The sequence below is a fragment of the Megamonas rupellensis DSM 19944 genome (genome assembly GCF_000378365.1).
Lineage (GTDB): Bacteria > Bacillota > Negativicutes > Selenomonadales > Selenomonadaceae > Megamonas > Megamonas funiformis.
Genome location: NZ_KB899571.1, coordinates 46,020 through 60,403, shown reverse-complemented (window position 1 = coordinate 60,403; position 14,384 = coordinate 46,020). Strand labels below are relative to the sequence as shown.

The following is a 14,384-nucleotide window of genomic DNA, read 5'->3' as shown; positions in this document are numbered from 1 at the left end:
CATCTCCTATATAAAAATCACCGAAAATTTTATATCTTAATCCTATATTATGTATTAATTTCAAATATCCACAATTTATAATTCAATTTTAGCTTAAACCTTGATTTTTATAAAGACAAAAAAATAAAGCTGACTCAATAGCCAGCTTTTATTTAATCTATCAAATATACATCTCCATGGCGATTTCGTCGCAATTTGGGAATTTTGGGCAATCTATACAATCCTTCCAAACTTTTTGTGGCAAATCATCTTTCGTTACTACTTTAAATCCTAAACTGCCAAAAAATTTATCTTGATATGTCAATGTGAAAACTTTTCTTATACCTAAAGCTTTTCCTTCTTCAATGAGATGTTCCACGATATTTGCACCAATATGACGACGTAAAGCTTTTTTAGCTACTGCTAAAGTGCGAACTTCTGCCAATTCATCCCAAACTATATGCAGACCTCCCACACCTAGTATTTCACCATCTTCTTCAGCAACATACATATCTCTCAAAGTTTCATATAAAGTATTTCGAGAACGTGCTAACATTACTCCTTCTTGAGCATATAAATTTACTAAATTATATATTTCTTCAACATCGTTAAATGTAGCCTTGCGATAAATCATTAAAACATCTCCTCAATATAATTATATCAAGCTTGCAATAATGCAGAAGGGCAAATATCTTTAAGTGGACAATCACCACATAGAGGATTTCTTGCTCTACAAAGTTTACGACCATGCCAAATAAGCCAATGATGTGCATCTGACCATTTTTCCATCGGTATTGCCTTTTGCAATCCTTTTTCTACCTCATCAGGTGTATTACCTACAGCTAATTTCAAACGATTGGATACTCTAAATACATGTGTATCCACAGCTATAGCAGGACGATTAAACGCAATGCTTGAAACAACATTTGCCGTTTTTCTTCCTACACCTGGCAACTTCAATAATTCTTCGAATTGCTCAGGCACTTCACCATTATAATCACTACATAATTTATGACAAGTAGCTATTATATTCTTTGCCTTATTTCTAAATAATCCACAATCACGTATTTCTTCTTCTAAAGCAGTAACACCCATTTCCAAAATCTTTTCTGGAGTATTTGCCTTAGCAAATAAACGAGCTGTAGTTATATTCACGCGTTTATCCGTACATTGTGCTGACAATATAACTGCAATCAACAATTCAAAAGGGTTATTAAAAATTAAAGCTGGCTTAGCATCTTTATACGTCGTTTCTAAAATCTCCAACATTTCATCTTTTATTTTTTTAGTTATTTTCATAAAAACCTCATTTTTATACATTAAAGTAAACTTGTAAACCTAAGTATATCACAATAAAAATATTAAATCTAGTAAAATTACAAACTAAATATATTAATTTTGAAAATATGGGCGTAAAAATAATGTAATAAAAAATATAATTGCCGCAAAAATAGCAATGGTTGCCCCAGTTGCAATATCAGCATAATAAGAAATCACAAGACCTAAAAGCCCTGCACAAATAGCAAAGCAAATAGATAAAGCATGATATTGTCTAGCATTAACTGCTATATTTCTAGCCGCTGCCGCTGGCAAAATCAACAATGAATTTATAATTAATAATCCTACCCATTGAATACTTATAGAAACAACTACAGCTACAATAGATGCAAAAATCATTTCAATATATAAAGTCTTAATACCTCTACTAGCAGCAAAACCATCATTTATACTAATTATCAAAATCTGATTAAATAAGAAACACCATGCAATCACAACGACAATAAAAGTTATGAATAAATATACAAGCTCATCAGCTGTAATGCTTAAAATATCACCAATAAAATATGAAGTATAATTACTAAAATTGCCGCCATGCGACATCAAGATAAGACCTATTGCTATACCTGCCGAAGAAAAGACACCAATAATTGTATCTGTTGAAGCACTACTGCGATGTTTAATATATGTGATTAGAGCCGCAAAAATTATCGAAAATATAATCAACGAAACAAGTGGCTCACCACTGCCTAATAATACACCTACAGCAACACCTGTAAATGCTCCATGACCTAATGAATCAGAAAAAAATGCCATGCGATTGCTGACAACCATAGTGCTTAAAATTCCCAAAAGTGGTGTAATCATCAACACTGCCAAAAAAGCATTTTTCATAAATACATGATTTATCCAAGCAAAAGGCAAAATCACATCTAAACCATTATAAATAATATCTAACATTATTCTGCCTCCTCTTCTAATGGAGCTACAATATTACCAAATAATGCTTTTGTTTCTTTACGATTGAATACTTCTTGTGGTGTTCCTTTACAAATCACTTTTTTATTCAACAAAACAACTTGGTCAGCATATTGAGCTACAAGTGGTAAATCATGTGATATCAAAACAATTGCCATATCTTCTTTTTCTCTAAGCTCGGATACAATCTCATAGAATAATTTCAAACCATTGTGATCTACCCCAGATACTGGCTCATCTAACAATAATAAATCTGGCATTGGATTTAAAGCTAGAGATAATAATACACGTTGCATTTCACCGCCAGATAAAGCTCCTAATCTTCTATCAATTAAATGTTCAGCTTTTACCCTACGCAAACTTTCTAAAACTTTTGGTCTTAATTTTTTCATACTACAGAGCCATACAGGATATTTTGATAAACAGGCTGCAAAAAAATCCATTACACTAGTAGGCGAAGTACGGTCAAAACGCAAATACTGTGGTACATAACCTATAATAGGATTTCCTGTATGTTTTCCTTTAGCATCTACATAATGTAATTTCCCACTATGAGGTACTTGCCCTAAAATACATTTTAATAATGTAGATTTTCCTGCTCCATTTGGCCCGATTAAAGCTGTTAATTGTCCACAATGAATATGCATATTCACATCTGTAAATATTTCTGTATCTCCAGCATGAGCTGAAAAATTTTCTATTTTGGTACAACAAAGTTTATTACAATCTTCTGATGAAGCATTATGATGATATTTTCTTTTAAACAAAATTACACCTCACTAGATAAACTAAATAACGCAGTATACCAACTAAAAAATTGGCAATACTGCGTTAATGTCTTAATTTTATAAAATTTAATTAAGCTTCTTCTTCAAATTGGTCTTTACCAACACCGCATAATGGGCATACAAAATCTTCTGGTAAATCTTCAAAAGCTACACCAGGAGCTAAATCATAATCTTGATCTCCAAGTTCTTCATCATAAACCCAACCGCATACAGTACAAACCCATTTTTTCATAATTAATAGCCTCCAATATATTTTATTTGTCTTAGCTTTTATATACTAAATTCATTTCATATTATATTTATATAATATAATTAATACTTCTCTTTGTCAACTATTAATATTAATTATTATCCACAAATAATTATATTTTAAATATTTATTAAAACTAACGCTTTATTAACTTACAAATATTTTGATAAAATTCATATGGTACATCTAAATTATTATTTGTACCACTGCCTAAATCTACAGATGGTCGATTAGCACCATGAAAATCAGTACCACCAGTTGGCACTAAACTATATTTTTCAATCAAATAATGAGCAAATTTTTCATCATCTTCACTATAATTTGGATAATATGCTTCCATACCATCTAAACCAATTTCATGTAAATACTTTATATTTGCTTCTTGTTCTTCTCTTGTATAATTTTTAAAACCTATCTTTTTATGAAAATGAGCTAAAGATGTAACAGCCCCAGCTTTTTTCATAGCTTGGATTGCATCTTCTGCCTTTGGATTTTCTGTTATCTTCAAATTCAAATTATTAAAAGCAGGATCAATATATCTATCCCATAAATACTGAATATCTCCTGCTTTTGATTTATCAGATACTAAATAGCGTAAAATAGCATATTTATCTAATGCACCACCAGCTATAAAAGGTTCTACTTTTTCTACCGAAATGTCTAATCCTTGTTTTTGTAAATAATCAATAACAGATACTATAGACGATTGTTTTTTCTGTCTTAATTCATGATAAAAATCTTTAAACGCTTTACTTTCTTCATCAAAACCTAAAGCTACTACGTGAATTTGATGATTATTATAATTTAAACTTAATTCCATACCATGAATAAATTCCATATCATATTTTTTAGCAGCCTCACGAGCTTCTTTATTACCATATATAGTATCATGGTCAGTCAAAGCTATAGCCTTTAATCCTTTATCTTTAGCCAATTTTATCAATTGACTAGGAGTATACGTTCCATCAGACATTGTAGAATGTACATGCAAATCAATCACATTATTGTCCTCCCTTATATATTTTATTTACAAAAATTAATCATATTATTAATCTTACACTTATTTTCATTATAATTAAAGCCAATTAAATAAAATATTTTCCCAATTCTTTTAATTGACATCATCTCTTGTTAACTTTAGGATAAATAATATAAATATATTTTAAAAATGAGGTGTACTTATGGCTGATGTTGCAATTATGGAATATAAAACTAGTTCTAAAGATTTATATTTAGTATCCTGTGGCTGGGAAAAATGTGGTGCTACACATTCTTATGGACCAGCTGTTCGCAATTATTATATGCTTCATTTTATCTTGCAAGGTCAAGGTCATTATTATTTAAATAATAAACATTATAAATTAAATGAAAATCAATGTTTTCTCACAGAACCTGGAACAGTAACTTTATATAAAGCAGAACCTACAAACCCATGGACTTATACATGGATTTGTTTCAATGGCGATTATGTGCCCCACCTACTTAAACAATCAAATTTAAATACGGATAATCCCATTATCAATCTATCTTGCAATCAAACCATCTATGAAATAATCAAAGAAATGCTCTCTTATCATCAACTAACACCTGCCAATGAATGTTATCTACAAAGTAAATTATATCTCATTTTTGCCAAACTTCATGAGGCTTTACAAAGTGTTTATAACAAGGTTGAATTAAATAATAGTTTTTATGTAACTAAAGCGATTGAATATATTGAAAAAAATACTTTTACTAATCTAAGTGTAAATGATATCGCTAGATATCTCAATATCAGCAGAAGTCATTTATATGCATTATTTAAACAAGAATTAAATACTTCGCCACAGCAATTTTTAACTAATGCTAAAATAGCAAATGCACGTGAACTTTTAAGCAAAACGAAAATTCCTATTTATAGCGTAGCTTTATCATGTGGCTATAAAAATGCTTTTGCTTTTTCACGTGCATTTAAACAAGTTACGAATATCTCTCCACGAGAATATCGTCAACACTATCTCCAACCAAACGATTTAGTAAAATATTAAATCATTCAACCATAGCTAAAAAAGTTTGATAACGTATTGAATTTGGATTAAATTTCAAACCAGTTTCTTCAAACCATTGATATTTGCAATCTATATCATGGTCTTTATCCTGCCAATGCTCTGGGCAAGTAGTTTCTTCCCAATCAACAGGAATTACATGATGTTCTTGCTTAGATGCTACTTTTAAAATCTCATGTAATTCTTGTTTTTCTGTTTCATCTAAAATATTTGGTCTAACAGAAATAAATAAAGGTGTTCCACTTTGCGCTAATACATCTGCCCATTGTTTATTCATTGACCATGAAATACCGCCATCAATACCTACACAATCAGCATCAATTTCATAGAATTTGCCATGCTGTGGTAAACGAAAAGCTAACGTATTCACACCCATAAATCTAGTTCTTTCCCAAATAACACCACTTGTATCATCACCAGTACGATTAATATGCATATAACCTGCACCTAAATGACCTATAGTATTACAGCCAAGTATCAAAGTCTCTCCGTTTGAAGCTTCCACACTTGCATCTAAAATAGCTTTATATAATAATTTCACCACTTCGGCACTTGTCAAACTATCATCATAAAAATGCCAACCATCATCTGTTACAAGTGGACTCATTTGAAAGCCCCATTTGCCAAATAAATCAAAAGTAGAAAAATCATGTTTGATTAAAGTATATCCCCAATTACAAATTCTCTTGATATCTTCTTTAATATAATTAAGTGCTTCTGGATTAGTTGGGTCAATACAATTATTGTGTGATAATCTCCACTCATTTTTTATATTTTCATCTTCATTTAATAATAATCTCACCCAAATACCTGGACGCACGCCTTTTTGTACTAATTTCTCAGCTAAAGCTTTCATATCAGGGAATTTTTCATTTCCTTTTGTCCATGGGCCACCATTATATTCATTTAAACGGTGATGTTCTTGCCAACAATCATCAATAACCATATATGGTTTATTTTCTATATCTTTTGTTAAATTTAAAATATAATCACAATCAGCTAGAATTTCACTTTCTGAACTTTTGCCATAAGCATAATACCAGTTATTGCTACCATAAACAGGATATTTAGGCAAAATTGGGTCTTCACACATCTGACCGCAAAATTCTTGCATAGCTTCAAAACTAGTGCAATCACGCATTTCACAAGCTATAACATCAGCAAGCTTAATCACTCTACCTTTTAGATTTACACCGCTACCACCACAACGAACATCTAAAAATAAAGTCATACCTAAAGAATCCACTTGCCAAAAACACATTGCTGAAGGTCTTACTTTTACCCCATAACAAACAGATTTTGCTTCACTTTTAGCACAGAAATACCATGGCATAAAACGATTAGGGTTCATACCTTTCCATTCCATATCACCATATCCACGTTCCCATGCATCACCTAAAAAACGAACATTTTTATCCCAACTCAAATTATTCCATCTCAATTTTATCCATTTCACTTTTGAAGTTTGAGCAGTAAGAAAAATAGCTAAATGTTCATTATCCTGATTTAGCTTAACATTTATATCATCTAAATTATAATCATCATTTTCCCATTTAGCAGTTACAGTTTTTGTTTCTGTAGTCAACTCAATAAAATCCGGTCTATTTACTTTCAATATATTCTTTAACATAAACTCACCTCATAATTTTTGTTTTATTATCAATTATGAGAAAATTATATACTTTAAAAGCCCAAAATACCATGATTACATAAATTATAAACATTGCTAAATGTCTTTTATAAAAAATAGCCTAGACTATAAAACTATAATCTAGGCTTTGATTTTTATTTTAAATATTCTACATGACTAGCATAAGCATTATGATTATGAATGGACTCAAAGTTTTCACATTCCACAGAGAAGTAATGAATATCATCTAATGTTCTAAGTGCTAAAACACAATCACGTAAAATATCTTCTACAAACTTCGGATTTTCATATGCTTTTTCTGTTACATATTTTTCATCTTCACGTTTTAATAATGGATATAATGGACAAGAAGCTTGTGCTTCTATCAAGCTTACAATATCTTTAATATTTATAGCTGTTTTTTTGCCATCATAATTTATTTTTACAGAAATAATACTGCGTTGATTATGTGCCCCATATGCCGAGATTTCTTTACTGCATGGACAAAGAGATGTTACTGGTATTTTTATAGCTAGTGTAAATGGCATAGAATTTTTACTAGCTGTTTTTACAGCACTTACTTTGCAATCTAAATCCAATAAAGATTTTTTACCACTAACTGGAGCAGTTTTTTCTATAAAATATTTAAAACTCATAGACAAATGTGCTGAATTAGAACTTAATTTAGTGATAGCTTCATCTAAAATATTGCCTATTTCAGCTTGCCCAATAGGATTGGTATGCCATTTCGTCAAAATTTCTTGAAAACGGCTCATATGTGTACCTTTATATTCCATAGGCAAATCCACAGTAAATTTTAATCTAGCCATAACTGGCTGGCTATGCTGTTCTTGCTTTATTTGTAATGGTAAATAAACATCACTAATGCCCACTCGTTGAATGGCAATACCTCGTTTATCTACTCTATTTTGTACATCTTGCAAATTTTCACTCTCCGTTTTCATAAGCAATATGATTTTTAGTTACATCATTATAATTTTTTTCATAAGCTATAGGGTCTTTTATTCCTGCTTCAGCAAAACCTCTTAAACGAAGTTTACAGCTATCGCAAACACCACAAGCTTTTTCTCTACCATTATAGCAACTGCGAGTTAAATGATACGGTGCTCCTAATTTTGTACCTAATTGAATAATTTCTTTTTTAGATAAAGTCTGTAGCGGTGTTACAATCTTTATTTTTTTGCCGTCAACAGCTGTAGTTTTGCAAGCATAATCTGCCATATCCTGGAATTTTTGAATAAATTCTGGTCTACAATCAGGATATCCAGAAAAATCAACTGCATTTACACCGATAAAGATAGCATCAGCTTTTACTACTTCAGCATAACCTAAAGCATAGCTTAAGAAAATCAAATTTCTTGATGGTACATATGTTACTGGAACATCATTATCTTTTCTCTCAACATTACCTTCTGGAACTTTTATATTTTCATCAGTTAGAGCTGAACCGCCAATAGCATTCATATTTGTATCAATAATTAAATGTCTTTTAGCACCAAAGAATTTAGCAATTTCCTTAGCACCTTCTAATTCAATTTTATTACGTTGATGATAGTTAAAACTTATAGGATATAAATCATATCCTTGTTGTTTTGCCACTGCCATACAAGTTGTAGAATCTAATCCACCTGATAATAAAATAACAGCATTCATTAAAAATCCTCCTTTAATATTTATTTCATAAAACTAATTTAATTCTATTATACTAATCTCTTTGTCTTTGTGGAACTTCTATCGCTGGTTTTTCTGGTGTTGTTGTATTAGTTGTTCCTGTATTAGTAGTATTTGTTTGTTCATTTTTATCTGGTACATTTGTATTTGTGCTATTTTCATGTCTATCTGCACTACCAGAAGATACAGTCAATTCAATAGTAGTACCTGTTTCTACTTGAGAACCAGCTGATACACTTTGTGCTGTTACACTACCAGATGAAGCACTTGCACTTACATTAAATCCTTGTGCTTCTAGAGTAGCTCTTGCAGAATCTACAGATTGTCCAACTACATTTGGTACAGATACTTTTTTAACTTCTTTACCTTTACTTACTACAATATCTATATTAGCACCTTTTTTAACTTTATTATTAGCAGATATAGATTGTTTTAATACTGTTCCACTTGGTTTATCAGAATACTCTGCTGTAACTTGACCAATCTTCAATTTCAATTTAGCAAGTTGATTTTCTGCTTCACTTTGGCTCAAACCTACTAAATTAATCATATTGATTTCTTCTCCGCCTTTACTTATATAAATAGTAACTAAGCGAGATTCTTTTACAGTTTTACCAGCTTCTGGAGTTTGTGAAGCAACTTTTCCTACTGGCACTGATTCATCAAAAGTTTCTGCTATTTCTACACGCAAGTTTTCTGCTTTCAAAGTTTCTTCAGCCTGTGCTTGACTCATACCTACTACATTTGGAACTTCTACAGTTTTACTGCTCCAAAAATCACCATAGGATAAAAATGCACCTACACCAAAACCTAATACTAGAATAAAAATCAAGCCCATAATAAATGTTTTATTAAAGGAATTCTTTGATTTTCTCTGAGGCTCTGCCTTATTTTCTTGATATACAGGCTGACTATAATTTGGTGTTACTGTAGTTTTCTTAGGTTCAATATTTTGTAATTGTTCTATTTCTTCACTAGTAAGCACTCTTGTTGCAAAAGGATCTTCTGTTGATACATTAACCTTTGCAAATGGTTTTCTTTTTGCCTGCTCAATTTCTTTAATCATTTCTGTACTAGAGAAACGATTATCTGGATTTTTATCCATTGCTTTTAATACTATAGCTTCAACAATTGCTGGTATATCTGGACGCAATTCATGTGGTGGAATTGGTGGTTCTTGAAGATGTTTTATCGCAATACTGACAGCAGTTTCTCCTGTAAAAGGAACTTTACCTGTAAGCATTTCATACATTACTACACCTAAAGAATAAATATCTGATTTAGGGCTAATAGTATGACCTTTTGCTTGTTCTGGAGAAAAATAATGTACAGAACCTACAATTGTACCTGTATATGTTATTGTTGATGATGATGTAGCTCTAGCTATACCAAAATCAGCTACTTTTACATGACCTGCTTCATTGATTAAAATATTATGCGGTTTAATATCACAATGTACAAGATGGTTTGCATGGGCATTTTCTAAAGCTTCTGCTATTTCCTGTACAATTTTAAGTGTTACATCTATTGGCAAAGGAGCTTCACGATTTATTTTATCTTTTAAAGTTTCTCCTTTTATATATTCCATTACTATATAGTATTTACCATCACAAGAGCCTACATCATAAATACTAACAATATTCGGATGTGATAATTTAGCAGCTCCTTGAGCTTCACGACGAAATCTTGTTACAAATGATTCATCACTTGTAAATTGCGGATGTAAAATTTTAACAGCCACGAAACGGTCTAACATCTTATCATGAGCACGATAAACTTCTGCCATACCACCGTCGCCTATACGTTCAATTAATTCATAACGATTGTCTAAGAGCGTAGACATTTTACTTCCCTTCCTTTGCTAAAATACTTGTGAGTATATTTTTTATAATAGGTGCAGCCTCACTACCACCAAATCCGCTATTTTCTACGATAACAGCAAATGCAATATCTTCATTTGGCATATTTGCACAACCAATAAACCAAGCGTGATCTTTGCCTGTAGAATTTTCAGCAGTACCTGTTTTACCTATCATTTCAATACCAGGAACTTTGGCTCTTGTACCTGTACCATGATTAATAACATTTTTCATATCTTCATAGATGATATTTATTGTTTCTGGTGAAGATACTTGTCGCCAAGTCATTGGTTGATGTTGTTCTAAAATACTATTATCTGGAGCTGTAATGGCATTTACTACGAAAGGTTTCATCATGATACCTTCATTCCCTATACTTCCAGCTAACATAGCCATGCGAAGCGGTGTTACGAGTAAAGTAGATTGCCCAATACCTACTTGAGCAAGTTCTCCATCACTTAAATTATCAAAATCAGGTAATTGTGGTTTATTATTGATGAAATCTGTATCAAGTTCTTGGTCATAACCAAAACGAGAGAAAGTTTCTTTTAAACCATCACTACCTAAACGTATACCCATTGTACCAAAATAACTATTACAAGATTCTTCTATAGCTTTGGCTAAATTCACACCACCGTGAACTTCTCCACTACTATCTGATAGAGAATATCCTCCGCTTAATTGCAAAGCCCCTGTACAATTAACCACAGTATCTGTAGTTGCTACTCCACTTGTCAATACACCATCACCTATCATAGGCTTGATTACTGAACCTGGTGGATATAAACCTTGACTGGCACGATTTAATAAAGGACTATTTTCATCTACACGAAGATTATCCCAGTCTTCATCAATTGTATTTGGATTAAACATTGGTCTACTAACCATTGCTAATACTTCACCAGTTTTACGATTTAAAACTACAACTGCTCCTTTACGATTACCTAAAGCTTCATAAGCTGCTTGTTGATAATCTGCATTGAGTGTTAAATGAACATCATTGCCCACATTTTGTTCAAAAATTTGAGAAATAGGCCCTAATGCATGTAATACTAAATTATTACCAGCAAGATAAGTATTTTGCGTACTTTCTATGCCAGCATAACCTAATTTATCACTTACATAACCAATTGGCGAAGCGAAAATCTCGCCATAAGGATATACCCTTTTAAATCCATCTTTTTCCACTGTAGTATCTGCAAGCACCACGCCATTTCTATCTAAAATTTTACCACGTTGTACTTGTAATGCTTTTTCTGCTACATGTGAATTATGACTATCTTTTAATAAATCTTCAGCTTGATATATTTGAATATATGCTAGATTAATAAAGATTATTGCAAATAAGCCAATAAATACTTTTACGATTGTATATATATGTTTATCTATACTATTTTGTCTATGCAAACTTATCTCTCCTTACTACTGAGAGCATATAATAGCCCTAGTGAAATGAAAGATGAAACCATAGAACTACCACCATAACTAATAAAAGGTAAAGTAATACCTGTGAGTGGTAACAGCTTAGTTACACCAGCTAATATGATGAATGTCTGTAATAATAAAGTTATAGCTAAGCCAAATGCCATCAATTTATATTTTTCATTAGTCAAAAGTAAAGCAGCTTTTATGCCTCGCATAAATAATAATAAATATGCCAACAATAAAAAGGTTACACCTATTAAACCAAATTCTTCTCCAATAGCAGCAAAAATAAAATCAGTATGAACTTCTGGTATTAAACGAGGAAAGCCAGATGTATATCCTGTGCCGAAAACTCCGCCATAACCAAAAGCAAATAATGATTGTACTATTTGATAAGCACTGCCCATCGGGTCGTCCCAAGGATGTAACCAAATAGCTACACGAGTTTGCACGTGAGCAAACAATAAATAACTTATATATGAAGATAATGAAAAGAAAAATAATGCTATCGCTACATATAATTTTTTACCTGTAGCCACATAAGTCATGATGACAACTATGCCAAAAAATAATAATGCTGAGCCTAAATCTCGAAGACTTACAAACATCAAAATTGATGCACTCCATATCAATAACAATGGAGCCAAAAATCTAAATGGCGGTAAATGAATGAATTTCCAGCCACGGCTAGGCAATACTAAGACATTTTTATTTTCGGATAAAAACGAAGATAAAAAGGCTATAATCAATAATTTCGCAAATTCTGAAGGCTGTACTTGAATAGGCCCTAAGATAATCCAGTTGCGGTTACCACCGATATCTGTCCCAAATATAAGTACAGAACAAATAATTATCAAAGCTCCAAATCCTAGTACATAAGGATAATCCAATAATTCTAACAACCTATCAGATACTGTTACAATTATCAAAAATACAATAAGCCCTATACATATCCATACTATCTGATGCATATATAAATCTGGCTTCAATCGCAAAATCATGATAGCACTGATACTCGACATAAACATAACTAATGATAATAAATAATTATCCGCATTTTTTCGCAATCTGACGCTTATTATCTGTACTACGATAAAAATAACAGATAATATTCCAGCTGGAATAAATGCTTCATTAGTCAAAGTATTATTTTTGATATTGATTAATAATGTACCCAAAAATAATAATAAAATTGAAAATACTAATGTAATATATCCCTTTTTTATCATGATATTTCCACCACGATACATGTAATATTGTCTTTTCCACCATAATTAATTGCTCTTTGTACTAAATGTTGAGCTTTATCTTTTATATTACTATCATAACAGATATTTTTTAGCTCCTCATTATCTATCATATTTGTAAGGCCATCAGAGCAAATAAGGAATTTATCTGCTTGTAAAATATCACAATAACCTGTATCTACATTTAAATTCACAGAAACACCAGCTGCTCTTGTTAAAATATTCTTATGTGGATAATTTTCAGCTTCCTGTGCTGTGATTTTATTTTGTTTTAATAATTCATTCACCAAAGAATGGTCATTTGTCAATTGATAAATTTGACCATTGCGCAATAAGTAAATTCTGCTATCACCTACATGAGCCCATGTGGCATAGCCATAATGAACATAAAATAGACTAATCGTAGTCCCCATGCCATTATAATCAGGATTTTCACTAGAAGCTTTCATAATTTGTTTATTCGCTTCTAAGACAACAGATTTTAAACATTCTTCACTACATTCATCAGGATTTTTATTCTCCAAATGAAATTTTATAGTATCCACCATTATGCGACTGGCAATCTCTCCAGCTGCATGTCCTCCCATGCCATCTGCAACTGCATAAATATGTGGTTCAATACAAAGATAACTATCTTCATTTGTAGTACGTACACAACCAATATCAGTAGCATGAGTAATTATCATAGCTCTCACCTCTCAAAACGGAATGATACACAACCTATTTTTATAACATCACCATTTTGTAAAAATTCTTTGCCATTAAGAATATTACCATTTATATAGGTGTGATTTCGACTTTGTAAATCCTCAATCTGATAAAGATTGCGAACTGGACTAATAACAGCATGATGATGTGATACGTAAATATCATCTAATACAATATCATTTTCTTTACCTCTACCGATAGAGATTTGACCAGAAAAAGATATTTTCTTATTAGCCAATTTAGGATCTGCTGCTTCTAGCACTATTAAAGCCACTTCATTTTGTGCAGATTCTTCTTTCACTGGCTTTAAGCTGGAAGTGCTTTTCAAATCTTTGAACATGGATTTTACAGTTACAAAAATATAACCACAGATACAAAGAAGCATTCCATACTGTAGTGCTACTAAAAAAGCTTTACTTGCCATTTGACCACCTCATCAAAGATATATCAATACTTTATTATAGGCATAAATCCTAGATAAAGCAACTTCAAAACCATTATTATA

At 31.5% G+C, this 14,384-nt stretch carries 15 protein-coding genes; 1 reads left to right on the top strand and 14 read right to left on the bottom strand.

Features of this window, described 5'->3' with window-relative positions; all coding sequences use genetic code 11:
• Positions 1 to 160 precede the first annotated feature (160 nt).
• From F553_RS0103460 to F553_RS0103435, 6 genes are all read right to left on the bottom strand, one after another.
• A complete protein-coding gene (locus tag F553_RS0103460) occupies positions 161 to 613 on the bottom strand; it encodes an N-acetyltransferase (protein ID WP_018999012.1) in 453 nt (150 codons plus the stop codon).
• 26 nt (positions 614 to 639) lie between these two features.
• Positions 640 to 1,278 (bottom strand): endonuclease III, encoded by a 639-nt coding sequence (gene nth / locus F553_RS0103455; RefSeq protein WP_008538108.1) that lies wholly within the window; start codon positions 1,276 to 1,278, stop codon positions 640 to 642.
• 93 nt (positions 1,279 to 1,371) lie between these two features.
• Positions 1,372 to 2,217, bottom strand: a complete 846-nt coding sequence (locus F553_RS0103450) for a metal ABC transporter permease (protein ID WP_018999011.1) — start codon at positions 2,215 to 2,217, stop codon at positions 1,372 to 1,374.
• Positions 2,217 to 3,002, bottom strand: a complete 786-nt coding sequence (locus F553_RS0103445) for a metal ABC transporter ATP-binding protein (protein ID WP_018999010.1) — start codon at positions 3,000 to 3,002, stop codon at positions 2,217 to 2,219. Before F553_RS0103445 ends, F553_RS0103450 begins: the two co-directional genes overlap by 1 nt.
• 91 nt (positions 3,003 to 3,093) lie before the next feature.
• Positions 3,094 to 3,255 (bottom strand): rubredoxin, encoded by a 162-nt coding sequence (gene rd, locus F553_RS0103440; protein ID WP_008538112.1) that lies wholly within the window; start codon positions 3,253 to 3,255, stop codon positions 3,094 to 3,096.
• A gap of 154 nt (positions 3,256 to 3,409) precedes the next feature.
• Positions 3,410 to 4,273, bottom strand: a complete 864-nt coding sequence (locus tag F553_RS0103435) for a PHP domain-containing protein (protein WP_018999009.1) — start codon at positions 4,271 to 4,273, stop codon at positions 3,410 to 3,412.
• 181 nt (positions 4,274 to 4,454) lie between these two features.
• Between F553_RS0103435 and F553_RS0103430 the strand changes: the two genes are divergently transcribed.
• A complete protein-coding gene (locus tag F553_RS0103430) occupies positions 4,455 to 5,300 on the top strand; it encodes an AraC family transcriptional regulator (RefSeq protein WP_018999008.1) in 846 nt (281 codons plus the stop codon).
• 1 nt (position 5,301) lies between these two features.
• Here F553_RS0103430 and F553_RS0103425 read toward each other — a convergent pair whose 3' ends face one another.
• The 8 genes from F553_RS0103425 to F553_RS0103390 form a co-directional block, all read right to left on the bottom strand.
• The gene (locus tag F553_RS0103425; protein ID WP_018999007.1) at positions 5,302 to 6,948 is read right to left on the bottom strand and encodes a glycoside hydrolase family 36 protein; all 1,647 of its coding nucleotides are present in this window, start codon (positions 6,946 to 6,948) and stop codon (positions 5,302 to 5,304) included.
• Positions 6,949 to 7,103: 155 nt separating this feature from the next.
• Entirely contained in the window at positions 7,104 to 7,892 is a 789-nt protein-coding gene (gene folE2, locus F553_RS0103420; protein ID WP_008538116.1) for a GTP cyclohydrolase FolE2, read from the bottom strand.
• 4 nt (positions 7,893 to 7,896) lie between these two features.
• Positions 7,897 to 8,622, bottom strand: a complete 726-nt coding sequence (gene queC / locus F553_RS0103415; RefSeq protein WP_018999006.1) for a 7-cyano-7-deazaguanine synthase QueC — start codon at positions 8,620 to 8,622, stop codon at positions 7,897 to 7,899.
• 52 nt (positions 8,623 to 8,674) lie between these two features.
• Positions 8,675 to 10,483 (bottom strand): Stk1 family PASTA domain-containing Ser/Thr kinase, encoded by a 1,809-nt coding sequence (pknB, locus tag F553_RS0103410; RefSeq protein ID WP_018999005.1) that lies wholly within the window; start codon positions 10,481 to 10,483, stop codon positions 8,675 to 8,677.
• A gap of 1 nt (position 10,484) precedes the next feature.
• Complete coding sequence (locus F553_RS0103405) at positions 10,485 to 11,906, bottom strand: peptidoglycan D,D-transpeptidase FtsI family protein (RefSeq protein ID WP_018999004.1); 1,422 nt, start codon at positions 11,904 to 11,906, stop codon at positions 10,485 to 10,487.
• 2 nt (positions 11,907 to 11,908) lie between these two features.
• Positions 11,909 to 13,153 (bottom strand): FtsW/RodA/SpoVE family cell cycle protein, encoded by a 1,245-nt coding sequence (locus tag F553_RS0103400; RefSeq protein ID WP_018999003.1) that lies wholly within the window; start codon positions 13,151 to 13,153, stop codon positions 11,909 to 11,911.
• The gene (locus F553_RS0103395) at positions 13,150 to 13,857 is read right to left on the bottom strand and encodes a Stp1/IreP family PP2C-type Ser/Thr phosphatase (protein ID WP_018999002.1); all 708 of its coding nucleotides are present in this window, start codon (positions 13,855 to 13,857) and stop codon (positions 13,150 to 13,152) included. The genes F553_RS0103400 and F553_RS0103395 overlap by 4 nt, the downstream gene beginning before the upstream one ends.
• A 5-nt stretch (positions 13,858 to 13,862) precedes the next feature.
• The gene (locus tag F553_RS0103390; protein WP_008538123.1) at positions 13,863 to 14,303 is read right to left on the bottom strand and encodes an FHA domain-containing protein; all 441 of its coding nucleotides are present in this window, start codon (positions 14,301 to 14,303) and stop codon (positions 13,863 to 13,865) included.
• Positions 14,304 to 14,384 lie beyond the last annotated feature (81 nt).